Genomic DNA, 21,762 nt, shown 5'->3' with positions numbered 1-21,762 from the left:
GGCGTCAGACGGCCGGGTGCCAGTCGTGGAACCATCCCTCGGGCAGGCGGTCCAGCGCCTGCCCGAGGGAGCGTCCGGGCAGGAACGGCCTGCCGTGCTCACGGATGACCGCGTTCAGTTCGTCCAAACGGCCCCTGGCCTGCTCGATACCCCTGGCGCGCCCCTCGGGGTCATGGGTGGACACCGCGTCCCGCCAGATCGACCTCCCCGCCAGATAGCCGCACGCCCCGGCCTGCGCCGAGATCCGCACCTGGGTACGGAAGTCCTCGTAGCCCACCCCCGCGGAGAGGATCACCCAGGGGACCCGTACCGAGGAGTCCAGCTCCTTGCAGGCGGCCGCGGCACGCTCCCGCCCCTGCTCGGTGTCCACGTAGCCCGGGAACTCCACCTTGAGCATGTCGACGCCCAGCCGGTCGGCGTCCACGGCGGAGCGGATGATGCCCTCGACCCGCCGCTCCTTCCACTCCGCCGAGCCGGGGTCCTCCCCGGGCAGCGGATACCAGATGGGCTCCACGACCAGGGGCAGGCTCAGCTCGGCACATTCGGCGACCAGGTCGCGCACCACCTGGCGCTGGTGTTCGGCGGTGGCCGGGTCGCCGTCCGGGCGGTACCACCACAGCAGCTTGGCGACATCGGTACCGGCCAGTTTGATCTGCCGGGTGGACCACCCCTCGCGGTGCCGGGTGCGGCGCGGCCCCTCGGGGATGCTGTAGTCCTCGTCCTCGATGCTGGCCATCAGACCGACGTCGCGGGGCAGGGCGCCACTCGCCGTCAGATGGCCGATGCCGTAGTGGGCGTCGAGGAGTACGGCGGTCACGCTGGGCGCGACGGCCCGGATCACGGCGTCCTTGGCCCGGACCACATCCGCGAAGCTCACCGTCCCGGGGTCCGGGGCCAGCAGCTCGGCGAAGTCCGAGAGATGGTCCAGGGCGCAGATCAGAAGCTGGCGAAGGAGTTCGCCGTCTCGGTCGACACCGTACGGCGGGACCTGGACCATCTGGCGGCGCGCGGGCTGGTGGCGCGCACCCATGGCGGGGCCGTGCCCGGGGGCGAACTGGCCACGGCGGACAGCCCGGTGACGGGCCGGATGAACGAGCGCCGGGAGGCCAAGGAGGCCATCGGAACCGCCGCCGCCCGTCTGGTGCGGGACAATGAGACGCTGCTCGTCAACGGCGGCACCACGGTGCTCTCGGCGGTGGCCGCGCTCGGCGGCCACCGGGGGCTGACGATCGTCACCAACAATCTGCGGGTGCCGGGGATGGTCCCGGTTCAGTCCCTGCGCGATCTGTTCGTCCTCGGCGGCGGCTGCCGGACCACCGCGCTGGTCACCATCGGCCCGATCCGCTTCCCCGACACCGCCGGGGTGAGCGCGGACACCGCCCTGATCGCGGTGGGCGGGGTCAGCGCCTCGGGACTTTCGGTGTCCAACATCCCGGAGGCCCAGATGATCCAGGAGATGATGGACTCCGCGTCCCGGGTCGTGGTGCTGGCGGACTCGGCCAAGTTCGAGCGCCGGGCGCTGGCCCTGATCTGCCCGCTCAGCCGCATCGACGTGCTGGTCAGCGAGCAGCCCCCGGGCGATGAGCTGGCCCACGCCCTGGTACGGGCCGGCGTCACGCTCACCGGCCCGTATCTCCCCGAGGACGGCTGACCACACAGTGACTCACATGAGCCGGTCCTTGGCCTTGTAGTACGCCCCGGCGAATGGCAGTAACCAGGCCGTCCCGCGCGCGGAGCGCCGGTGACCGCCGCCGCCATCTCCATGCCCGGCCCCCGCTACGACGCGAGCGAGGGTGTCAATAAGTCGACTTACGGAAAGAGACATCGGATCTGTCTCGCAGAATCTCTGCAATCCTAACCTTGAATTCGCCTCCATCCGTTGACCTCATCCGATGTTTCTCCTAAGTTTCGGTCGACCCTGAACACTGGAGGCGGTAGATGAGATCCACGCTCAGGCGCATATCCCTGGCCGTCGCCGCGGCGATGGCCGTCTTCACCGCGGCATTACCGGGCACCGCGACGGCGCAGGGCGGGCAGGGGCAGCAGGGGCGTACGTATCACGTCGCCACCTGGGGCGCCGACCACGACAGCGGCAGCTCACGCCATCCGTTCCGCACCATCGGCCGCTGCACCGAGCAGGTCGGGCCCGGGGACACCTGTCTGATCCACCGCGGGAACTACCGTGAGCGGGTCGCCCCGCCCTCGGGCCGCGCCGACGCCCCGGTCACCCTGGCGGCGTACGGGGACGGGCCGGTCACCGTGGACGGGACGCGGGCTGTGACCGGGTGGAAGGACGCGGGCGGCGGTCTGGTGGCCGCCGATGTGGACCTCCCGCTCGACCGCAGCGAGAACGCGCTGTTCCTGGACGGCGAGCGCGCCATGGAGGGCCGCTGGCCCAACTCCGGCTCCGATCCGCTCAATCCGTCCTGGGCGGTGGCCGAGCGCTCCTCCACCGATCAGCACATCGACGACCCGGATCTGCCGGACGGCGACTTCACCGGCGCCACCGTCCATCTGTGGGCCGGTTCCAACCCGTGGAGCCAGCAGACCGGCACCGTGACCGCCACGTCGGACGGCGCCCTCGACTTCAAGGGCGGCAATTACCGCTGCACCCCGCTGTGCATGGGCGACCAGAACTACCGCAACTACTACCTGGTCGGCGCCAAGGCCACGCTGGACCAGCCCGGTGAGTGGTACTACGACAAGGACGCGGGCCGCCTCTATCTGGTCCCGCCCAAGGGCGGTGTCGCGGGCCACACCGTGACCGCGAAGTACCAGAGCTGGGGCGTGGACCTCTCGCACAGCTCCCATGTCACCGTCCGCGGCCTCGATCTGTGGGGCACCTCGCTGCGCACCGGCACCGACAGCACCGGTGTGCTGGTCGAAGGGCTCCGGGCCCGCTACATCTCGGAGTTCTCCACGCTCCCCATGCCACGCGACGACGAACTGGCCATACCGCCCGGCGAGGGCCACATCGTCGCCTCGCGGGTGCTGAACTCCGGTGTCCAGATCCTCGGCCAGGGCAACACCCTGCGCGACAGCGACATCGGCTACTCCGCGGGCACGGGTGTGCTGCTGCGCGGCAGTGGCAACACCGTCACCGGCAACTACATCCACGACGTGGGCTGGATGGGCAGCTACACCCCCGGTATCGAGGTCAACGGCAATGGCCAGACCGTCACCCACAACACCATCCGCCGCACCGGCCGCGCGAGTATCGACACCGCCTGGCAGCTGAACGGTGTGCCCTTCCACGACAACCGGATCGCCTACAACGACCTCTCCGAGGCGATGCGCACCTCACGCGACGGCAGCCCGTTCTATGTGTGCTGCAATCTGGACGCCAAGGGCACCAGCGTCGACCACAACACCGTGCATGACGCGGACGGCCAGGTCGGCTACTACATCGACAACTCCTCCGGCAACTTCCTGCTGCACCACAACGTGGCGTACAACACCGGCACCCGTGGCACCTTCTTCAACGGCCACAGCAGTGTCAGCCTCGGCAACCGCGACCACAACTCCTCGTACGGCACGGGCGTTTCCACCGCCGCCGTCCGGCTGAGCGGTGCGACCGACGCCACGGGGACGTATGTGAGCAACGACGTGGCGCTCACACCGATGGAGATCTCCGGCCCCGGCGACCCCGCCCCCGTCGTACGGAACAACCTGCTGCCGCCCACCGATCCGCGCTACACCGACGCGCGCAACGGCGAACTCTGGCCGCGCGCGGACTCCCCCGCCATCGACGCGGGCGAGAAGGTCGACGGGGTGACCGGCGAGGTCCGGGGCGACGGACCGGACCAGGGCGCGTACGAGTACGGCGAGCCCATCTGGTCGTCCGGCTGCCGGCTGGCGGGCTGTGAGACCCGGGTCCGCAACGACGGCTGGAAGGCGACCGCCTCGGGGGGCGCCGATGCCTCGGCCGCCGTGGACGGGGTGCAGACCACCCAGTGGAAGGGGGACGCTCCCCAGGCCGCCGGTCAGTCCCTCACCGTGGATCTCGGCACCGCGAAGACCTTCGGCCGGCTGGCGATCGACGCGGGTCTTGACGCCACCGGACACCCCTCCGGCTTCACCGTCTCGGTCAGCGGCGACGGTGAGCACTGGGGGACGCCGGTGGCCCGGGTCAGCGGCCGCTCCTTCACTCAGGACGCGGTCTTCGGGCAGCGCACCGCCCGCTATCTGCGGATCGAGCTGACGCAGCCGGGCGAGAACCCGTGGGCGGTGAACGAGATCCGGCTCTACGCCGACGGCCCCGACGCGACCGCCACTCTCCAGGCGGAGCGCGCCGGGGTGGTCCGGGGCGTCGAGCGCGGCGAGGCGGCCACCTCGGTCCTCGGAACGGGGGACGCGATCGGCTTCCGGGGCGCGCGGTTCGGCGCGGGCGCGGACACGCTGACGGTGCGGCTGGCGTCCGGCGGCTGCGGGGACTGCGCCCTGCGACTGCGCCTGGACTCACCCGAAGGACCGGTGGCGGCCACGCTTCCGGTGCGCGGGACCGGTGGCACGGACGAGTGGCGGGAGCGTTCGGTGCGTCTCCCCCGTACGGTGACCGGCTCCCATGACGTCTATCTCGTCGCCACGGGTGGCCACCGGGTGGCCGCCGTGGACTGGCTGACGTTGCGTTAGCCGCCAGGAGGTGGGGTCGTGGCCGCGCCCTGGCGGACCGCGCGCCCCACCTCCGTCCGCAGCGCGATGAACTCCGGCAGCCCCCGGGTGGCGATCTGGTCGCGTTCGGCGGGCAGCGCCACCGGCAGGTCCGCCCGCACCCGGCCCGGCCCCGGAGCCAGCACCACCACCCGGTCCGCCACATAGACGCTCTCGTCGATGTCATGGGTGACCAGCAGAATCGTCATTCCCTCGGCCCGGTGCAGCCGCAGCAGCAGATCCTCCAGATCCTCCCGGGTCTGGGCGTCCAGCGCGCCGAACGGCTCGTCCATCAGCAGCAGCGCGGGCCGGGCGGCCAGGGCGCGGGCGAGCGCGACACGCTGCTGCATGCCGCCGGACAGCTGCCAGGGGTGGCGGCGGGCGGCGTCGGCCAGGCCCACCTGCTCCAGCATGGCCACCGCCGCCGCGTGGCGTTCCGCGCGGGGCAGTCCGCGCCGCCGCAGCGGAAGGGCGACGTTCTCCCGCACCGAGAGCCAGGGGAAGAGCGAGCGGCTGTAGTCCTGGAAGACCACTCCGAGCCGGTCCGGGACGCCGTCCACCACCTCCCCGTCCAGGGTGATCCGCCCGGCGGAGGGGCGGAGGAGGCCCGCGACGCAGCGCAGCAGGGTGGACTTGCCACAGCCGGACGGGCCGACAAGGGTGAGCAACTGCCCGTCGGGGACGGTGAGTTCGATGTCCTGGAGCACATCGGGGCCGTCGCCGTAGCGATGGCTGAGTCGGTCGATCCGCAGCATGCCCGCCTCACCGGGCCCAGGGCTCGTACGCCGGGGAGTCGTCGGCGGGGACGTGGACCTGGAGCAGCAGCGGGCCGTCGTCGCGGCCGAGGGCGAGGGCCCGGTCGAGGGCCTTGGGGAGGTGGCCGGGGTGCTCCACACGTTCGGCCGGGCAGCCGAAGGACCCGGCGAGCGCGGCGAAGTCGACGCCGCCGATGTCGGTGCCCGGCACGGGCGCGATGCCGATGCGGTGGCCCAGCGCCTTGACCGCGCTGTAGCCGCCGTTGTCGAGCAGGACGTAGCTCACCGGGGCGCGGTGCCGGGCCGCGGTCCACAGGGCCTGCACCGAGTAGAGCGCCGAGCCGTCGCCGACGACGCACACCACACGTTCGCCGTCCGCGAGGGCGCGGCCGACCGCGAGCGGCAGCCCCCAGCCCAGCGCGCCGCTGCCGGTGGTGAGGAAGCGGCCCTCGCCGCTGATGGGGAGGCGGGCGTGGAGGGCGTCGCGGTGGCTGGGGGTCTCCTCCACCAGCACGGTGTCCCGGGGCAGCCGCTCGCGCAGCAGGTCCATCACCAGCTCGGGGGAGATCTCCTCCGCCGAAGTGGCCGGTAGCGGCTCGGGGGCGGGCCGCGGCGGTGGCGCGGGCCGGTCGGCGGGCCGGACGAGTTCGGTGAGGGTGCGCAGGGCGGGGCGGAGGGTGGTGACGATGCTGGTGCCCACCGGGAGCCACGCCGCCTGTGCCGGGTCGCAGTCGAGGTGGTACAGCTCGGTGCCGTCGGCGAGCGGCGGGGCCTCGCTGTGCACGTGGTAGGTGAACAGCGGGGCGCCGAGCGCGACCACCACGTCATGGGCGGCCAGCCGCTCCGCCAGCTGGTCGGCGACGGGTGGCAGAAACCCCTGGAAGAGCGGGTGGCGTTCGTCGAAGCCGGAGCGTCCGGAGAGCGGGCTGATCCACACCGCGGCCCGCAGCCGCTCGGCCAGTTCGGCCACTTCCCGCACGGCGCGCTCGTCGTCCACGCCCGGCCCGACGACCAGCGCGGGGCGCGCCGAGGCGTCGAGTGCTCGGGCGAGGCCGGTGAGCGCGGCGGGGTCGGCGGTGTAGCCGCCGTGCACGGTGCGCGGGGCGACCGGCTCGGCGGGGCGGTCCCAGTCGTCCTCCGGTACGGAGAGGAAGACCGGGCCCCGGGGGTGGCTCATGGCGACGCGGTGGGCCTCGGCGAGCGCGGCGGGCACATCGGCGGCCCGCTCCGGCTGCCTGCTGAACTTCACATAAGGGCGCGGGAACCGGGCCGGTTCGTCGGCGCCGAGGAAGGGCCGCAGCGGGAGCAGCGCACGGGACTGCTGCCCCGCGATGATCACCACCGGCACCCGGTCCCGGTAGGCGTTGAACACCGCTCCCAGGGAGTGGCCCACTCCCCCGGCGGAGTGCAGGCTGACCAGCGCCGCGCGCCCGGTGCCCAGGGCGTGGCCCGCGGCCATGGCGACGGCGGTGGACTCGTGCAGACCGAGCACATAGCGGAAGTCCTCGGGCCAGTCGCGGAACATCCGCAGTTCGGTGGAGCCGGGGTTGCCGAAGACGGTCGTCATCCCGGTGGCGCGGCACAGTGCCAGCACCGCCTCTCGGACCGTGGTGGTCGGGGGGTGGGCGGTGGGCCCGGCCATGGGGCCACCTCCTCTGCTGGGTGTGGGGGCGTGTCCTGCCTCTGCTGGATGGGGCGTGTCCTGCGTACGGGTGGTCAGGTGCGGTGCGCCGCGCGGTGTCTGCCGAGAGCCAGGCGCTCGACGGCGAGCAGCGCGCTGTTGAGCAGATGCCCGAGCGCGCCGAGCAGCACCATCACCGCCCACACCGTGAGCAGATCGGAGCGGGTCTGCGCGTCGGTGAGCGAGAAGCCTATGCCGTCGGCGGTGCCGGGCAGCAGCTCCGAGAACACCATCAGGATGAGCGAGAGCGACAGGCTCAGCCGCAGCCCGGCGAAGATGCGCGGAAGCGCGGCGGGCAGATAGAGCAGCACGATCCGCTCGGCCGGCCGCATCCGCACGGTGGCGGCGACGTCCAGCCGCAGTGGGTCGATGCCGCGGACCCCCTCGGCCGTGTTGATCAGTACGGGCCAGATGGCGCCGAAGACGATGGAGGCGAGCTGCATCGGCGTGCCGAGGTCGAAGACCACGACGAAGACGGGCACCAGCGCGGGCGGGGGCACGGCGCGGGCGAACTGCAGGACCGGATCGCACAGCGCGTACACGGTGCGCGAGCGGCCCAGAGCGAGCCCCAGCACGATGCCACCGGCCGCGGCGAGGGCGAATCCGGCGAGCACCCGGCCGAGGCTGGGCAGCAGATCGCGGACCGCCGCGTCGGTGAGGAACGCCCGCTCGGCGGGGCCGGAGAACCACAGGTGGTAGCCGTGGTCGACGATCCGGGCGGGCGTCGGGAAGAACACGCTGCCGCGGGCCCGCGCGGCGAGTTGCCACAGCACCACCGCCACCACCGGGACACCGAGCCGCAGCGCGAGGGTCCGGGGCAGCCGCCGCGCGGCCCCGAGCGGGGTGGCCGGCGCGGTCACGCACGGCTCCCGCGGTGCTCGGGCGCCCAGGGGAACAGCCGCCGTTCGACCGCGGTGAGCGCCAGATTGATGAGGAGGCCGAGCGTTCCCGCCCACACCACTCCGGCCAGCACATCGCGGGTGCCGTCGGTGGCCATGCCCGCCTGGGCGATGAAGGTGCCAAGACCCTCGCCGAATCCGGCGAGGATCTCGCTGGCCACGGCGAGGATCAGGGCGGTGGCCGCCGCGATGCGCACCCCGGCGGCGATGAACGGGGCGGCCGAGGGCAGACCGGCCATCAACAGGACGGCGACCCGCCCGAAGCCGAAGGCGCGCAGCGTGTCCTTGGCCAGTGGATCGGTCTCGCCGAGCCCGTAGACGGTGTTGAACAGCACGGGCCAGACACACGCGTAGGTGACGAGGGCGACCGTGGTCTCGCTTCCGGCGCCGAGCAGCAGCGACACCAGGGGGATGAGGGCCACCGACGGCACCGGGCGCAGGAATTCGATCAGCACCCGCGTGGCCTGCGCGGCCACCGGCACACTGCCCAGCAGCAGCCCGAGGGGGATCGCGAGGGCGCAGGCGAGGGCGAGCCCGGTGGCCCATGCCTCCAGGGTGGCGCCGACGCCGTTCAGGAAGGCGGTGTCGCCGCCGAGTTCGACGGCCCGTACCAGCACCTCGGAGGCGGGCGGCAGAAAGGCGCTCCGCACCATCCCGGAGCGGCCCAGGGCCTCGCAGGCGGCGAAGGCCACGAGCACGCCGACGGCGCCGAGCAGCGCGCTCCTGGTCCGCCCGGTGCGCTTCCGCCCGGCCCGCCCGGCCGTCGCGGGGCTCACTCGGCGGGCTGGTAGAGGACGGCGGCGGGGTCGAGGTCCTTGGAGAGCAGCTTCTGCGTCCGCATCAGGGAGATGAGCCGCTTCAGCTGGGCGGCGCTGGAGGTGGCCGGGTAGTCGGGCAGGCCGATGGCGGCGGCCTCGGCCGGCTTGATCTTCGTATAGCCGGGCAGCGCCTTCTCCACGGCGCCACGGTCCTTGGCGGCCACGGCCTGGGCGGCGGAGATGGCTCGCTGGAAGGCGGCGGCGGTCTTGGGGTACTTGTCGATGAAGCTGTCGGTGGTGACATAGCCGCTGAGCGGCAGTCCGGCGACGGGTGCCGCGTTGCCGTCGACCACCGTACGGGCCTTCAGCTCGCGCTTGAGCGCGGTGGCGAAGGGCTCGGCGGCGTGCACGGCGTCCACCTGGCCCCGCTCCAGCACCGAGCCCATCTGCGGGAACGGCACCTGCCGGTACTCGGGCCGGCCGGCTCCGGCCTTGCCGAGGGCGGCGTTGAGAGTGAGCGACTGGATGTTGTTGAGGATGTTGACCGCGACCTTCTTGCCCTCGAGGTCCCGCGGCTCCTTGATCTTGGAGTCGGCGGGCACCAGCACCTCCATCATGTGCGGGGCGTTGCGCGCGCCCTCGGCCAGCACCCGGGTCGCCAAGGTGCCCTTCTCACGGGCCTGGAGGAACGTCACGAAGTTGGCGCCGCCGATGACGTCCACCTGGCCGTGAGCGAGCGCGGGCAGCGCCTGGACGCTCTGCTGGACTGGCTGGACGCGGACGTTCAGCCCTTCCTTCTCGAAGAGCTCGCGGTCCATGGCGATGTGCAGGGCGGCCACATCCGCGAGCGGCAGTCCGGCGACCGTGATCGTCTTCTTCTCCGGCCCGCCCCCGGCGCCGGAGTCCTCGTCGGAGCCGCCGCATCCGGCGAGAAGAACGGCGGTGACCGTGGCGGCCGCGGCCAACTTTGCCGGGGGTAAGCGCAGTTGGTCTCTCATGGCATTTCACGATAGGGGCCGTGCGCTGTTCACACCATGGCCGGGAACACCTCGTCGAACAGGTCGAGCATGGCCCGCCAAGCCCGCTCGGCGGAGGGCCGGTGGTAGCCGAGCCCCGGGCGGGCCACGGACCCCACACAGACCAGGACCTTGCCGGTGATGTTGGCGGCGCGCCGGGCCCGTGCCGCTTCGCCGGGGGCCGATTCGGTCTGCCGACAGCGAAGGCGTACCGAGTGGCCGGGCGGTGTATGGCAGAGGTGGTCGCGGCCTGGCAGAGTGCGGCCCATGGACTATTCAGCCCATTTCCACCGTGAGATCGTGGCGTTCGAGCAGGCGGCCCGGGGCGTCGCCGACGGGGCGGACGCGCCGCTGATCCCCTCCTGCCCCGACTGGACCATGTCGGATCTGGTGCTGCACCTGGGCGGGGTGCATCGCCTGGTCGCCCGCGTCATCCGGGAGCGGCTCGACCGGCAGCCGGACATCACGGACCCCACCCTCTTCGAGCTTCCCGAGGACCGCGAGGGCTGGCCGGCGCCCACGGGCGGGCCGCATCACGGGCCGATGCCGGTGAGTCTCGTCGACTGGTTCGCCGAGGGGGCCGCACGGCTCGAGGCGCTGTTCCGGAGCGAGGATCCGGGGCTGGCGGTGTGGACGTGGTCAGCGGAGCGGACCGCGGGTTTCTGGCTGCGGATGCAGACCATCGAGGCGGCCCTGCACCGCTGGGACGCCGAGCGGGCGGTCGGCGGGCGGGCCCGGCCGGTGGAGCCCGACCTCGCGGTGGACGCCGTGGCCCAGACCTTCGAGGTGATGGCCCCGGCCCGGCGGGCGTGGCGGGAGGCCCCGCCCGGGGCGGGCGAGCGCTTCCGGTTCCGCCGGACCGACGGTCCGGGCCGGTGGACGGTCCGCTTCGACGGCGACGACGTACGGCTCACCACCGGCGCCGCGGCCGAGGACACCGACGTGGCGTCCGGCGATGTCGAGCTGGCCGGGACCGCGTCGGACCTGATGCTGTTCCTGTGGCAGCGGCTGCCCGCGGACCGGCTCGACAAGGTGACCGGCGACCAGGCGGTGCTCGACCGCTACTTCACCCTCGTCCCGCCCGTGTGAGCCGCGTCCGGCGAGTCGGCACCCCGCGGCCGGGGCCGCGGGGTGCGACCATGGCCGGGGTAACCACGAGCGAGGGAGCCGCGAATGAACAGCGCTGATCTGCTGGCCGACGCGTTCGAGCGGGTACGCGAGGAGGTGCGGTCGGCCGTGGACGGGCTCTCGGAGGACGAGTTGGCCGTACGGCTCGACAGCGGGGCCAATTCGATCGCCTGGCTGGTGTGGCATCTGACCCGGGTCCAGGACGACCACATCGCCGACGCCGCGGGCACCGAGCAGCTGTGGACGTCCGAGGGCTGGGCCGAGCGGTTCGGTCTGCCGTTCCCGCCCGAGGCCACCGGCTACGGCCACCGGAGCAGGGACGTGGCGGCGGTGCGGGCGGACGCCGAGCTGCTCACCGGGTACTACGACGCCGTCCACGAGAACACCCTGGCGTTCGTGCGGGGCCTGCGCGACTCCGATCTCGACCGGATCGTGGACGAGCGGTGGACCCCGGCGGTGACCCTCGGCGTCCGGCTGGTCAGCGTGGTCTCGGACGATCTGCAGCACGCCGGGCAGGCGGCGTTCATCCACGGCGCGATCCGCAGGCGATAGCGCGAAATCACCGGGAACGGGGGCGGTCGCACCGCCCGCATTGACATGCAGGCAATCACCTGCATAACGTTCGGTGTGAGCTCAGAGATGGACAAGGTCTTCAAGGCGCTGGCCGACCAGACCCGGCGGTATCTGCTGGACCGGCTGCATGAGCACAACGGCCAGACGCTGGGCGAGCTGTGCCGGCGGCTGGAGATGACCCGCCAGTCGGCGACCCAGCATCTGGCCGTCCTCGAGGCCGCCAATCTGGTCAGCACGGTCCGGCGGGGCCGCGAAAAACTCCACTACCTCAACCCCGTCCCCCTCAATGAGATCCAGGAGCGCTGGATCGACAAGTTCGAGCGCCCGCGACTGCGGGCGCTGAGCCTGGTGAAGCGACAAGCGGAGGAAGCGATGGCCGACAAGCCGGCGTTCGTGTACGTCATCTATATCGAGAGCACACCGGAGAAGGTCTGGCACGCGCTGACCGACGCCGACCTCACGGCCGAGTACTGGGGCCACAGCAATGTGTCGGACTGGCAGGTCGGCTCCCCGTGGGAGCATCAGCGGACGGACGGCTCCGGCACCGCCGATGTCGTCGGCACGGTCGTGGAGAGCTCACCGCCCACCCGGCTGGTGACCACCTGGGCCGCGCCCGACGCCGATGTCACCGCCGAGCCCTCCCAGGTCACCTTCGACATCCAGCCGCACGGCGACATCGTCCGGCTGACCGTGACCCATGAGAACCTGGCCGACGAGGCCGAGCGGACCGCGGCGGCCGGTGGCTGGGCCGCGGTGTTGTCCAATCTGAAGTCGCTGATCGAGACGGGCAGCCCGCTTCCGCAGCAGCCCTGGCTGGTCCCCCAGTGAACCTCGGTCACCGTGGGACGGGGGGCTCACCGTGCCTCACCGTGCGGCCCCACCGTCCCGTACCGTGATCCCCAGGGCGTCGGCGAGCATCGGCGCGAGCTCCATCAACTGCCCGCTGCCGATGGTGGCGCCGCCCAGCGCGTCATAACCGTCGGCGATCTCCAGCCGGGTGGCACCTCGCAGATCGACCCTCGCCATCCGCGCCTTGCCGAACCGCACGCCCTCCAGCGCCGTCCCGGGAAACGCCACCTCCGTCAGCCCCGCGGCGCCGAGGTCCACATCGCGCAGCAGACAGTCCACGAAGGTGACGTTCCGCAGGGTGGCGGTGCGGAGGTTCACCGATTCCAGCTTGCATCGGTGGAAGGTCACCCGGTGCAGCCGCGCGGAGAACATCTCGAGACCGGCCAGCACACAGCCGCCCAGCTCGCCGTCCAGCCAGTCGGTGTCCGCCAGATCGGTGCCCACCCATCGCACCCCGTCCAGCCACACCTCATTGAACCGGGCCCCGCAGCCGCGGCCCCCGGTGAAGGTCACCGAGGAGAACGCTGACTCGAGGAACCGGGCGTGGTCGCACACCGCCCCGTCGAAGGCGTCGCCGTCCAGATGAACGGTGTCGTAGTCGCCCCCTTCCGCCAAGTTCCCGTCGAACGGCCGCAGATGGTCCGCGAAGGGCAGATCGGCGAGCTCACGGGGGGACGGCACCATGCGAGGGCTCACTTTCCGGGGGCGGACCGCGTACCCGCCCGATACTGCCATCCGCGACCGACAACCCCTGTGGGACCGCTCGGAGGGGACATGCTGAGGACGGCACCCCGCCTCAACTGACACCGGAGGGCGATTACGTGCGCCGGATGGCCCATTCTCCGGTGTGCTGAGCGCATTCCCCCAGGACTCTCCGTTAAATCGGACCGTCAGTTTATTCACTCTGCGACCCGACACGGAGGAATCCATGCAGATCGCGAAGAAGGCCGCCCTGCTGGCCGCGACCGCCGGCACCCTGGCGCTCCTCGGCACCGGCACCGCCGCCGCCAACGGCCACGGCTCGGACAGAAGCGGCGACGTTCCCACCAGCTTCGACGTCAGCAGCTTCATCTTCCAGAGCAACGACTGCGACACCCGCACCGGTACCACCGCCGTCACGTCCGCGGCCGCCCCGACCGGTGAGCTCAACATCGGCAGCACCTGCGCCAACGTCATCGGCGGATAACGCCGGGACAGAGGCCGACGACCACGGTCCCCGGCCCACCGCGCTCCCCTCGGCTCTCCCGGGCCGAGGGGAGCGCGCATGTTTCAACCCGATTGCCCGGTACGCCGAACAGGGCACTCTCCGGTGCGCTTACCCGACTGCCCCCGGCATCTTTCGTTAAATCTGATCGTCAGACACCTCGCTCTGCGACCCGACACGGAGGAATCCATGCAGATCGCGAAGAAGGCCGCCCTGCTGGCCGCGACCGCCGGCACCCTGGCGCTCCTCGGCACCGGCACCGCCGCCGCCAACGGCTACGGCGGCAGCGCCGACAGAAGCGGCGACGTTCCCACCACCTTCAACCTGTCCAGCTTCATCTTCCAGAGCACCGACTGCGACACCGCCACCGGCACCACCGCCGTCACGTCCGCGGCCGCCCCGACCGGTGACGTCAGCATCGGCAGCACCTGCATCAACGCCATCGGCGGCTGACGCAGGGGCAGGGGCTGAGGACCACGGTCCCCGGCCCACCGCGCTCCCCTCGGCTCTCCCGGGCCGAGGGGAGCGCGCCTCACCGCCGTACCTGGATCAGCGCATGGGCCCCGCTGGTGCGCCAGTGGTCCTCGTGCGTGTCCAGCGCGGCCACGGTCCGCTCGTCGAGCCCGACGACGACATCCGACTTCAGGGTGCGCAGCGCGGCCACCGGGCCGGGGAAGTACCCGGTGCGGTCGGCGAAGGAGGTGGTCGGGGGCCACAGCCGGTCGCCGACGAGGCGGCGGTAGTTCAGGTCGCCCTTCATGACGGTGAGCGTGGCCCCGGCGAACTCGCTCCGCAGATCGCCGGGCATCTCCTCGTACGGCAGGGGGGCGCGGAAGAAGTCGTGCGCCCGCACCGTGAGCCGCCCGTCGCCCATGGCGGCCCAGAGCCGTCCGCCGGTTCCGGCCGCGGCGCCCTCCGCCCGCACCAGACGGCGCAGACAGTCGACGACATCCTCGGTGGTGGCGTCGGAGACGTAGTACGGATACGGCTTCACCTGGAGCACCACCCGCTCGGCGCGCCCGTGGTGGAGCACATGGTCGATGAGGACGAGGTCGGGGAGCAGTTCCCGCCCGGCGTTGTCCGCCACCACGCACAGCGTGGCCGGGGAGCCGGCGGGCAGCAGCGACCACAGTGCCTCCGAGTCGTCCGCGACCAGCGGCGGAGTGTCGGCGCCAGGCGCGTCCGCGGCCGATGAGGAGATGCGGAAGCCCAGGTCCGCGCGGTTGCCCCAGAGTGAGCCGTGCACCAGCGCGTCCGCCTGCTCCCCGGCGGGTTTGCGCAGGATGTCGTCGAGCGTGGCCAGTTCGGCCTCGGCCTCGGGGGTGTCCAGCTCGGCCTGTTTGAAGGGGCGGAACGGGTCGACGCCCCGCCAGGGTCCGTCCGCGAAGTAGCCCACGGCCTCCAGGAGCCGGCGGTAGAAGTAGCTCTCCGCCCACAGGAACGGGACGTCGAACCAGGACCGGCCGAAGTGCTCCCGGCCCCATACCGCCCACCGGTCGTGGTCGTACGCGGTGGGCGGGAGCGGGGCGATGGTGCCCTCGGCGGCGTTGTCGCGCAGCGCGTCGAGGGCGCGGTGCTGCCCGGGGCCGTACGGGAAGGCGTCGCGCACCTTCTCGATCAGTGCGGGATGGCGCTCGGCCAGCACACTCCGGGCGAACGATCCGGGCTCATCGCTGCGGATCACGGGCGCGTCGGCGGTGTCGGACATGGCAGCCAGGGTCGCACACCGCGCGCCGGCGAGGCGGGGTCACCAGTGCGCGGGGCGGGTGAGGGACGGGGGCAGCCGGGTGGCGCCGTCGCCCTTGGCCGCGTTCAGCTGGGCCTGGGTGAGGAAGACGGCTCCCCGCAGGTCGGCCGCGCTCAGATCGGCGTCCCGGACGTCGGCCCCGATCAGATCGGCCGCCGTCATGTCGGCCCGGGTGAGGTTCGCCGCGATGAGACGGGCGCCTCGGAGGTTGGCGCCCCGCAGATCGGCTCCCCTCAGGTCCGCGCCGATGAGATCGGCTCCCCTGCGGTTCTTCTTCTTGCCCGGGATCCGGGCCCGCACCAGCTCGCTCGTGCGCAGCAGCAGCTGATTGACCCGGTCGCGGTGGGCCGCCACATCGAGTTCCCGCAGCTCGGAGGCGCTGCCGAGGGTGAGACGCTCGGTCTCCCGCAGCGCCTCGCGCAACGCACCGTGGACGGGCCGGGCGGCCGGCAGGGCCAGCGCCTCGGTGAGGTACCAGAGCAGCTCGTGCAGGTGGCGCATGACGGGGAAGGCGGCGAACATCTCGGAGGCCGTCCCGGGGTGCCGCCGCCAGTCGCGGCCCTCGAAGGTGAGCTGGGAGACCTTGTGCCCGGCGCCGAAGCAGTCGTAGACCGTGCAGCCCGGGAAGCCCTCCTCGCGCAGCCGGGAGTGGATACCGCAGCGGAAATCGGCCCGGAGGTTGCGGCAGGGCTCCCCCGCGTCCTTGCTGATCGCGAAGTCCGTGGAGGCCGCGAAGGGCAGCGCGACACAGCACAGCCCGAAGCAGCTGGCGCAGTCGGCCCGCAGGGCGGGGCGGTCCGCGGCGGCCGGGCCGGCGGAGGGGGGTTCGGTCGTATCTGACACCGTGCGTGGTCTCCCGAGTGGACAGGAGCACCGCGGTGCGGGGCGGTGCTCGGTGGCGTTCCATTGTCGCAAGCGGAGTCAGCCGGGAATGATCAGCTCGATTCCATAGGCGGCGATCGCCAGGCACGCGGCGAAGCACACCACCGCCGCGGCCGCCGCCACCGTGTCGGGACGGCCCCGGCGAGCCCCGTGGCGCGGGGTGCCGCCACCGGCGCGGGCCCAGGCGGTGACGCCCAGGGAGAACAACACCACCACCAGGACGGTGACCCCGAGGCTGACCCCGAAGACCCCGCCGATCGTGCCCCAGGTAGTGCCCAAACGGATCACCTCCTTCTCGGGGTCGCAGCCGGTCAGACGGTCGTGTCCAGGGTGCGCCCGGCGGGCTCGGGGACACGCGGCTCGTTGACGTTGTCCGGGTTCACCGGGCGCCGCCGCGAGAGCGCGTAGAAGGCGACCGCCGCCGCGACGGCGACGCCCGCCACCAGGGCCACCCCCGTGTTGCCCTGGCCCGCCACCCAGGCCGCCACCCCTCCCACGGCCGCCGCCGCGGGCAGGGTCAGCAGCCAGGACACCGCGATCCGCCCGGCGATCCCCCAGCGCACATGGGCCAGCCTGCGGCCGAGCCCGGCGCCCAGGATGCTGCCCGTGCACACCTGGGTGGTGGACAGCGGGAAGCCCAGGTGCGAGGAGGCCAGAATCACCGCGGTGGCGCTGGTCTCGGCGGCGAAGCCCTGCGGGGGCTGGATGTCGGTCAGCCCCTTGCCCATGGTCCGGATGATCCGCCACCCGCCGACATAGGTGCCGAGTGAGATCGCCAGACCGGCGCTGAGCACCACCCACCACGGTGGCCCCGAGCCATGGCCGAGCACACCACCGGCGATGAGGGTGAGGGTGATGACTCCCATCGTCTTCTGCGCGTCGTTGGTGCCGTGGGCGAGGGCCACCAGGGACGCGGATCCCACCTGGCCCGCCCGGAAGCCCTTCCGCGCCACGGGGGCGGCCGCGCGGTGGGTGATCACATACGCGAGATAGGTCGCCAGCATGGCCACCACACAGGCCACCACCGGTGAGGCGACCGCCGGAATCATGATCTTCTGGACGATCGCGGTGAAGCGCACGGCGGATCCCCCGGCGCCCACCCACACCGCGCCGATCAGCCCGCCGAACAGGGCGTGCGAGGAGCTCGACGGCAGCCCGGCGAGCCAGGTGATCATGTTCCACAGGATCGCCCCGATCAGCCCCGCGAAAATCATGGCCAGGGAGACCTTGGCATCCTTGACGATGCCGCCTGAGATCGTCTTGGCCACTTCCGTGGAGAGGAACGCCCCGGCCAGGTTGAGCACCGCGGCGACGAGGACGGCGAGCCGGGGCGACAGCGCCCCCGTGGCGATGGACGTGGCCATCGAATTGGCCGTGTCGTGGAAGCCGTTGGTGAAGTCGAAGGCCAGTGCCGTGAGGATGACGGCCACCAGAAGGAAGGAGACGGAGTCCATTCCCGACCTCCCGCACCAGGAGTGGTCCGGCACATCGATCGCATCGGACCGTCTCGTGAAGACCGCTCTCTGATGTCCACGCTAAGCGCGGTGTCAGACGGGCGCCAACGCTGGTGTCCGGGCCAACGGCCGGGCCGGGTCGGCGCCGTGGATATGCGGCCCCGCCCGGCCCAGGTGGCGTACCGCTCCCGCCCGGTCGGAGGGATCACCGGCAGCTCAGGGAGGGGCGGGCGTTGAGCGTGCGCACATCGCCTCCCGTGGTGTCCCGGTAGGTGTCGGTGACGCGGGCGAGCTCCTCGGGGGTCCGGGCACCGGCCCGGTTCATGGCCCGGTTCGCCCGTACGACGGCCGCCGTCGCCTCGCGGCGCTCGGTCTCGTAGCGGGCCAGCGCGGTGGGCACATCGTCCGCCCGCGCGAGTTCGCGGGCGAGGACGCGGGCGTCCACGACGGCCTGGGACGCGCCGTTGGCCCCCACCGGATACATCGGATGTGCGGCGTCGCCGAGCAGGGTCACCCGGCCGCTCCCCCACCACGGCAGCGGCTCCCGGTCGACCATCGGGTATTCCAGGATCTCGTCGCAGCCGGTCAGCAGACCGGGCACATCGAGCCAGCCGAGCCGCCAGTCCTCGAAGTACGGCAGCACATCGGCGAGCCACCCCGCCCGGTTCCAGGCCGCGTCGCCGGTGAGCGGCCCGGGTTCGGACATCCGCACCTGGCAGACCCAATTGACCCGGCCGCCGCCGATCGGATACGCGACCAGCTCGGCGTCCCCGTCGCGCACGATCACCATCGACCGCCCGGTCAGAAATGGCTCGGCTCGTGTGGTGCCCCGCCACATCCGGATGCCCGACCACAACAGCGGGCCGTCCTGCGGGTGCAGCGCGGCGCGGACCGCGGAGTGCAGCCCATCGGCGCCGATCAGCGCCCGCGCGGCCGTCTCCCCGACCGTCCCCGTCGCCCGGTCGAGCACGCGTACGCGCACACTGCCCCGCTGCCCCGAGTCGTCGAATCCCACCACCCGCGCCCCGGTGCGGACCGCGTCCGCGCCCAGGCGCTCGCGGACCGCCGCGAGGAGCAGCCGCTGGAGCTCCCCGCGGTGGACCGAGTACTGCGGCCAGCGGTAGCCCTGGGCCAGGCCCCGCGGCTCGGTGAAGATCCGCCTGCCGAACCGGTCGCAGTACACGTTCTCGGCCGTGGCCACGCCGATGGCGGCCAGCTCGTCGCCGAGGCCCAGTTCGATGAGTTCGCGCACCGCGTGCGGCAGCAGATTGATCCCGACGCCGAGCGGCCGGATCTCGCGGGCGCTCTCCACGACCGCCGTCTCGACCCCGGCGGCGTGCAGGCTCAGGGCGGTGGCCGGCCCGCCGATCCCGCCCCCGGCGATGAGCACACGCATCACTCGGCTCCGGCCTCGGGGCGGGCCCCGGAGGGGACCTCGGGACGGATCTCGGGACGGTCCTCGGGGCGTATCTCGGGGCGGTCGATGACGCGCAGCCAGGTGCCGTCCGGCTGGCGGCGGGCCACCTGCACCCGGCCGCCGGTGTTGTCGGCGGGGCGGGTCGAGGTGAGGGCCAGATCGCCGTGGCGGACGGTCGGCAGCGCCTCCTCCACCTGGAAGGGGCGCGGGGCGTGCGACAGCATCCGCTCGCAGACGGCGCGGATCGCCCCGCGCCCGACGGTGGTGGCACCCGGCGGGTAGGCGAGCACCGCGTCGGGCTCGTACAGCTCGGCCAGCCCCTCGGCGTCCCCGGCGTTGGCACGCTCCACGAACAGCCGGGCCAGATCCTCGGGGGTGGTGGCGCGGGCACGGGTCTCGGTCATGGTCGACTCCTTATCTCCGCCTCCACCCTCCGGCGGGCGCGGCCAGAAGTCCAAGAGATGGTTGGTCTGGTTGCTAGAATCAGCGCTTATGGAGCTACGGCAGCTTGAGTACTTCGTGGCGGTGGCCGAGGAGCGGAACTTCACCCGGGCCGCGGAGAGGGTGCATGTGGCCCAGCCGGGGGTCAGCGCACAGATCCGCCGGCTGGAGCGCGAGCTGGGCGAGCAGCTGCTGGACCGCTCGGGCCGCTCGGTGCGGCTGACCGAGGCGGGCGCGGCGGTGCTCCCGTACGCGCGGGCCGCGCTCGCGGCGGTGGAGGGCGCCCGGCTCGCGGTGGACGAGCTGACCGGGCTGCTGCGCGGGCATGTGGCGGTCGGGACGGTCACCTCGCACAGCGTGGATCTGCCGGGACTGCTGGCGGAGTTCCACGACGCCCATCCGGCGGTGGAGATCACCCTCACCGAGGCCACCTCGGACGAGCTGCTGGAGGGTCTGCGCGCGGGACGGCTCGACGCGGCGATCGTCAGCGTGGGCGCCACGGCCCCGGCCGGTATCGAGCTGGAGGTGATCACGGATCAGCCGATCGTGGCCGCGGTCGGCCCCGACCATGAGCTCGCCGCGCACTCGGCCATCTCGCCGGACACCCTGCGGGGCCGTGCGCTGATCAGCCTGCCGCGCGGCACGGGGCTGCGCACCCGGATCGACGAGGCGTGCGCGGCCGCCGGTTTCACCCCGCACATCGCCTTCGAGGCCAGCGATCCGGAGGTGCTGGCGCAGCTCGCCGAGCGGGGGCTGGGTGCGGCGATCCTGCCCGGTGCGTTCGCCGAGGCGCGGTCGGACCGGCTGCGGTCGGTCCGCATCGAGCGGCCGGCCCTGCGGGGGCGGCTGGCCTTCGCCTGGCGGGCGGACGGCCCGAGCGGTCCGGCCGGCCGGGCCCTGGTCGAGCGCGCCCGCACCGCCTTGGCGTCCGCCTCAGCCGCTGAGCGCCCCGCCGGGTGAGCCCGTGCACACCCACCACACTCCCCGTTGACATCTCACCAGCCCGGATTCCACAATTGCCGCCATGATCAGGCATCGGTTCGACGCGACGGGACTTCTACGCGCCCCGGACCGGACCGGGTGTGAGCGCTCGGGCCTCTGACCGGGACTCTCCGCGTCCCGCGGCCACCGCCCCCGCGCCCCCGAAGCCACGCCGGTCATTCCTCTCGCGATCGCCGGTCATCCTCCTGACGATCCGGACATCGCGACGCTCAGGACGACACTCCCGTGGTCTCCCCTGCGGCACGAGGGCACCTCCCCACCCCCGCCTGCCCCCTGCCCGCTGTCACGCATGAGGAGACGCCATGACCGTCGTCGACACTCCACCCACGACTCTGCGCGAGGCCACCATCCCGCCGGACGGCATGTACGAGGGCGCGCGCGTTCTGCGACGGCTGCCCGAGGGGTGGGAGGAGCGTCCGTACGAGCGGTTCGAGATCGTGCCCCTCGGACGCGTCATCGGCGCCGAGATCCGCGGCCTGAACCTGTCCCGGCCGCTGGAGCCCGCGCTGCGCGAGGAGCTGAACCGGGCCCTGCTGGAGTGGAAGGTGCTCTTCTTCCGCGGTCAGCACCTCACCTCGGAGCAGCAGCGCGGATTCGCCCGTAACTGGGGCGAGTTGGAGACCAATCCGCTGCTCGCCGCCGGATCCAGCGAGGATGTGGTCCGCTTCGACAAGGCCTCCGGCGCCACGCCGACCTTCGAGAACGTCTGGCACACCGACGTCACCTTCCGCACCCGGCCCGCGCTCGGCGCCGTGCTCCAGCTGCGCGAGGTGCCGCCGGTGGGCGGGGACACCATGTGGGCCGACATGGCGGCGGCGTACGACAACCTCCCGGCGGAGGTGAAGGAGCGCGTCGACGGCGCCACCGCCGTCCACGACGTCATCCCCGGCTTCGTCCGCTTCTACGGACCGGAGCGGCTGGCCCCGTTTCAGGAGATGTTCCCGCCGGTGGAGCATCCGGTGGTGCGCACCCATCCGGAGACCGGCCGGCGGATGCTGTTCGTCAACACCTCCTTCACCACCCGGATCACCGGGATGGAGCGCGAGGAGAGCGACCGGCTGCTGAGCTTCCTGTGCCGGCAGGCGCACGTCCCGGAGTACCAGGTGCGCTTCCACTGGCAGCCGGGCGACATCGCGTTCTGGGACAACCGCGCCACACAGCACTACGCGGTCAACGACTACGCCCCGCACCGCCGGGTCGCCGAGCGCGTCGCCATCGAGGGCGACCGGCCGTTCTGACCCCGGCCGTTCCGCCACGGCCGCCGGTGCGGTGATTTTCGGCCATCCGTGCGAGCCCGTACCCGGCG

23 protein-coding genes are annotated in these 21,762 nt (G+C 72.5%); 9 read left to right on the top strand and 14 right to left on the bottom strand.

The genetic code is table 11. From position 1 onward, the window contains the following. Nucleotides 1-4: 4 nt before the first annotated feature. Nucleotides 5-877 (bottom strand): tagatose 1,6-diphosphate aldolase, encoded by an 873-nt coding sequence (locus ACMTAK_RS48985; RefSeq protein WP_413812185.1) that lies wholly within the window; start codon nt 875-877, stop codon nt 5-7. 42 nt (nt 878-919) lie between these two features. Here ACMTAK_RS48985 and ACMTAK_RS48980 point away from each other — a divergent pair, with 42 nt between their 5' ends. Both ACMTAK_RS48980 and ACMTAK_RS48975 read left to right on the top strand, forming a co-directional pair. Further along, nucleotides 920-1,651 carry a DeoR/GlpR family DNA-binding transcription regulator gene (locus ACMTAK_RS48980; protein ID WP_413812184.1) on the top strand — a complete coding sequence of 244 codons (732 nt, stop codon included), beginning with the start codon at nt 920-922 and terminating at the stop codon, nt 1,649-1,651. 287 nt (nt 1,652-1,938) lie between these two features. Then, nucleotides 1,939-4,632 (top strand): carbohydrate-binding protein, encoded by a 2,694-nt coding sequence (locus ACMTAK_RS48975; protein ID WP_413812183.1) that lies wholly within the window; start codon nt 1,939-1,941, stop codon nt 4,630-4,632. On the opposite strand, the gene ACMTAK_RS48970 is transcribed toward ACMTAK_RS48975, so the two are convergent. The 6 genes from ACMTAK_RS48970 to ACMTAK_RS48945 form a co-directional block, all read right to left on the bottom strand. Beyond that, nucleotides 4,629-5,405, bottom strand: a complete 777-nt coding sequence (locus ACMTAK_RS48970) for an ABC transporter ATP-binding protein (RefSeq protein WP_413812182.1) — start codon at nt 5,403-5,405, stop codon at nt 4,629-4,631. The genes ACMTAK_RS48975 and ACMTAK_RS48970 overlap by 4 nt on opposite strands. 7 nt (nt 5,406-5,412) lie before the next feature. After that, the gene (gene mdlC / locus ACMTAK_RS48965; RefSeq protein WP_413812181.1) at nt 5,413-7,047 is read right to left on the bottom strand and encodes a benzoylformate decarboxylase; all 1,635 of its coding nucleotides are present in this window, start codon (nt 7,045-7,047) and stop codon (nt 5,413-5,415) included. Nucleotides 7,048-7,121: 74 nt separating this feature from the next. After that, complete coding sequence (locus ACMTAK_RS48960; RefSeq protein WP_413812180.1) at nt 7,122-7,946, bottom strand: ABC transporter permease; 825 nt, start codon at nt 7,944-7,946, stop codon at nt 7,122-7,124. Next, nucleotides 7,943-8,761, bottom strand: a complete 819-nt coding sequence (locus ACMTAK_RS48955) for an ABC transporter permease (RefSeq protein WP_413812179.1) — start codon at nt 8,759-8,761, stop codon at nt 7,943-7,945. Before ACMTAK_RS48955 ends, ACMTAK_RS48960 begins: the two co-directional genes overlap by 4 nt. Continuing rightward, nucleotides 8,758-9,741: an ABC transporter substrate-binding protein gene (locus ACMTAK_RS48950; RefSeq protein WP_413812178.1), complete on the bottom strand. Its 984-nt coding sequence runs from the start codon at nt 9,739-9,741 to the stop codon at nt 8,758-8,760. Before ACMTAK_RS48950 ends, ACMTAK_RS48955 begins: the two co-directional genes overlap by 4 nt. A gap of 29 nt (nt 9,742-9,770) precedes the next feature. Beyond that, nucleotides 9,771-10,028, bottom strand: coding sequence for a hypothetical protein (locus ACMTAK_RS48945; RefSeq protein WP_413812177.1), 258 nt, complete (start codon nt 10,026-10,028; stop codon nt 9,771-9,773). Between ACMTAK_RS48945 and ACMTAK_RS48940 the strand changes: the two genes are divergently transcribed. The 3 genes from ACMTAK_RS48940 to ACMTAK_RS48930 all read left to right on the top strand — a co-directional run bounded on the left by ACMTAK_RS48940 (nt 10,027) and on the right by ACMTAK_RS48930 (nt 12,288). Next, a complete protein-coding gene (locus ACMTAK_RS48940) occupies nt 10,027-10,848 on the top strand; it encodes a maleylpyruvate isomerase family mycothiol-dependent enzyme (protein ID WP_413812176.1) in 822 nt (273 codons plus the stop codon). The two genes, ACMTAK_RS48945 and ACMTAK_RS48940, sit on opposite strands and share 2 nt — an antisense overlap. 84 nt (nt 10,849-10,932) lie before the next feature. After that, nucleotides 10,933-11,439 (top strand): mycothiol transferase, encoded by a 507-nt coding sequence (locus ACMTAK_RS48935; RefSeq protein WP_413812175.1) that lies wholly within the window; start codon nt 10,933-10,935, stop codon nt 11,437-11,439. Between the two features lie 87 nt (nt 11,440-11,526). Next, complete coding sequence (locus ACMTAK_RS48930) at nt 11,527-12,288, top strand: ArsR/SmtB family transcription factor (RefSeq protein ID WP_413813223.1); 762 nt, start codon at nt 11,527-11,529, stop codon at nt 12,286-12,288. A gap of 36 nt (nt 12,289-12,324) precedes the next feature. On the opposite strand, the gene ACMTAK_RS48925 is transcribed toward ACMTAK_RS48930, so the two are convergent. Continuing rightward, nucleotides 12,325-12,993 (bottom strand): pentapeptide repeat-containing protein, encoded by a 669-nt coding sequence (locus ACMTAK_RS48925; RefSeq protein ID WP_413812174.1) that lies wholly within the window; start codon nt 12,991-12,993, stop codon nt 12,325-12,327. 244 nt (nt 12,994-13,237) lie between these two features. On the opposite strand from ACMTAK_RS48925, the gene ACMTAK_RS48920 reads away from it, so the two are divergent. Together ACMTAK_RS48920 and ACMTAK_RS48915 are read left to right on the top strand one after the other, a co-directional pair. Beyond that, nucleotides 13,238-13,495 (top strand): hypothetical protein, encoded by a 258-nt coding sequence (locus tag ACMTAK_RS48920; protein ID WP_413812173.1) that lies wholly within the window; start codon nt 13,238-13,240, stop codon nt 13,493-13,495. Between the two features lie 207 nt (nt 13,496-13,702). After that, a complete protein-coding gene (locus ACMTAK_RS48915; protein WP_413812172.1) occupies nt 13,703-13,966 on the top strand; it encodes a hypothetical protein in 264 nt (87 codons plus the stop codon). A 79-nt stretch (nt 13,967-14,045) separates the two neighbouring features. Here ACMTAK_RS48915 and ACMTAK_RS48910 read toward each other — a convergent pair whose 3' ends face one another. The 6 genes from ACMTAK_RS48910 to ACMTAK_RS48885 form a co-directional block, all read right to left on the bottom strand. Continuing rightward, nucleotides 14,046-15,221: a damage-control phosphatase ARMT1 family protein gene (locus tag ACMTAK_RS48910; RefSeq protein WP_413812171.1), complete on the bottom strand. Its 1,176-nt coding sequence runs from the start codon at nt 15,219-15,221 to the stop codon at nt 14,046-14,048. Between the two features lie 39 nt (nt 15,222-15,260). Further along, on the bottom strand, nt 15,261-16,103 hold the full coding sequence (locus ACMTAK_RS48905) for a pentapeptide repeat-containing protein (RefSeq protein ID WP_413812170.1): 843 nt from the start codon (nt 16,101-16,103) through the stop codon (nt 15,261-15,263). A 78-nt stretch (nt 16,104-16,181) separates the two neighbouring features. Then, nucleotides 16,182-16,430, bottom strand: coding sequence for a hypothetical protein (locus ACMTAK_RS48900; RefSeq protein ID WP_413812169.1), 249 nt, complete (start codon nt 16,428-16,430; stop codon nt 16,182-16,184). Between the two features lie 23 nt (nt 16,431-16,453). Then, a complete protein-coding gene (locus tag ACMTAK_RS48895) occupies nt 16,454-17,596 on the bottom strand; it encodes an inorganic phosphate transporter (RefSeq protein WP_413812168.1) in 1,143 nt (380 codons plus the stop codon). Nucleotides 17,597-17,801: 205 nt separating this feature from the next. After that, complete coding sequence (locus ACMTAK_RS48890) at nt 17,802-18,992, bottom strand: flavin-dependent oxidoreductase (protein WP_413812167.1); 1,191 nt, start codon at nt 18,990-18,992, stop codon at nt 17,802-17,804. Next, nucleotides 18,992-19,417 (bottom strand): YybH family protein, encoded by a 426-nt coding sequence (locus ACMTAK_RS48885; protein ID WP_413812166.1) that lies wholly within the window; start codon nt 19,415-19,417, stop codon nt 18,992-18,994. The genes ACMTAK_RS48890 and ACMTAK_RS48885 overlap by 1 nt, the downstream gene beginning before the upstream one ends. An 88-nt stretch (nt 19,418-19,505) precedes the next feature. On the opposite strand from ACMTAK_RS48885, the gene ACMTAK_RS48880 reads away from it, so the two are divergent. After that, nucleotides 19,506-20,414, top strand: a complete 909-nt coding sequence (locus ACMTAK_RS48880) for a LysR family transcriptional regulator (RefSeq protein WP_413812165.1) — start codon at nt 19,506-19,508, stop codon at nt 20,412-20,414. A gap of 344 nt (nt 20,415-20,758) precedes the next feature. Beyond that, the gene (locus ACMTAK_RS48875; RefSeq protein ID WP_413812164.1) at nt 20,759-21,694 is read left to right on the top strand and encodes a TauD/TfdA dioxygenase family protein; all 936 of its coding nucleotides are present in this window, start codon (nt 20,759-20,761) and stop codon (nt 21,692-21,694) included. Nucleotides 21,695-21,762: the final 68 nt, after the last annotated feature.

The sequence above is a fragment of the Streptomyces lacaronensis genome (genome assembly GCF_047337785.1).
Classification (GTDB): domain Bacteria; phylum Actinomycetota; class Actinomycetes; order Streptomycetales; family Streptomycetaceae; genus Streptomyces; species Streptomyces lycopersici.
Note: the sequence above shows the minus strand (reverse complement) of the source record. Positions and strands in the feature narration are given on the sequence as shown.

What these genes read in the sequence shown, in the direction of transcription:
- ACMTAK_RS48980 (WP_413812184.1), top strand. Translation starts at nt 920, where the DNA reads ATGGTCCAGGGCGCAGATCAGAAGCTGGCGAAGGAGTTCGCCGTCTCG.
- ACMTAK_RS48975 (WP_413812183.1), top strand. Translation starts at nt 1,939, where the DNA reads ATGAGATCCACGCTCAGGCGCATATCCCTGGCCGTCGCCGCGGCGATG.
- ACMTAK_RS48970 (WP_413812182.1), bottom strand. Translation starts at nt 5,405, where the DNA reads ATGCTGCGGATCGACCGACTCAGCCATCGCTACGGCGACGGCCCCGAT.
- mdlC (WP_413812181.1), bottom strand. Translation starts at nt 7,047, where the DNA reads ATGGCCGGGCCCACCGCCCACCCCCCGACCACCACGGTCCGAGAGGCG.
- ACMTAK_RS48950 (WP_413812178.1), bottom strand. Translation starts at nt 9,741, where the DNA reads ATGAGAGACCAACTGCGCTTACCCCCGGCAAAGTTGGCCGCGGCCGCC.
- ACMTAK_RS48940 (WP_413812176.1), top strand. Translation starts at nt 10,027, where the DNA reads ATGGACTATTCAGCCCATTTCCACCGTGAGATCGTGGCGTTCGAGCAG.
- ACMTAK_RS48945 (WP_413812177.1), bottom strand. Translation starts at nt 10,028, where the DNA reads ATGGGCCGCACTCTGCCAGGCCGCGACCACCTCTGCCATACACCGCCC.
- ACMTAK_RS48935 (WP_413812175.1), top strand. Translation starts at nt 10,933, where the DNA reads ATGAACAGCGCTGATCTGCTGGCCGACGCGTTCGAGCGGGTACGCGAG.
- ACMTAK_RS48930 (WP_413813223.1), top strand. Translation starts at nt 11,527, where the DNA reads ATGGACAAGGTCTTCAAGGCGCTGGCCGACCAGACCCGGCGGTATCTG.
- ACMTAK_RS48925 (WP_413812174.1), bottom strand. Translation starts at nt 12,993, where the DNA reads ATGGTGCCGTCCCCCCGTGAGCTCGCCGATCTGCCCTTCGCGGACCAT.
- ACMTAK_RS48920 (WP_413812173.1), top strand. Translation starts at nt 13,238, where the DNA reads ATGCAGATCGCGAAGAAGGCCGCCCTGCTGGCCGCGACCGCCGGCACC.
- ACMTAK_RS48915 (WP_413812172.1), top strand. Translation starts at nt 13,703, where the DNA reads ATGCAGATCGCGAAGAAGGCCGCCCTGCTGGCCGCGACCGCCGGCACC.
- ACMTAK_RS48910 (WP_413812171.1), bottom strand. Translation starts at nt 15,221, where the DNA reads ATGTCCGACACCGCCGACGCGCCCGTGATCCGCAGCGATGAGCCCGGA.
- ACMTAK_RS48895 (WP_413812168.1), bottom strand. Translation starts at nt 17,596, where the DNA reads ATGGACTCCGTCTCCTTCCTTCTGGTGGCCGTCATCCTCACGGCACTG.
- ACMTAK_RS48890 (WP_413812167.1), bottom strand. Translation starts at nt 18,992, where the DNA reads ATGCGTGTGCTCATCGCCGGGGGCGGGATCGGCGGGCCGGCCACCGCC.
- ACMTAK_RS48885 (WP_413812166.1), bottom strand. Translation starts at nt 19,417, where the DNA reads ATGACCGAGACCCGTGCCCGCGCCACCACCCCCGAGGATCTGGCCCGG.
- ACMTAK_RS48880 (WP_413812165.1), top strand. Translation starts at nt 19,506, where the DNA reads ATGGAGCTACGGCAGCTTGAGTACTTCGTGGCGGTGGCCGAGGAGCGG.
- ACMTAK_RS48875 (WP_413812164.1), top strand. Translation starts at nt 20,759, where the DNA reads ATGACCGTCGTCGACACTCCACCCACGACTCTGCGCGAGGCCACCATC.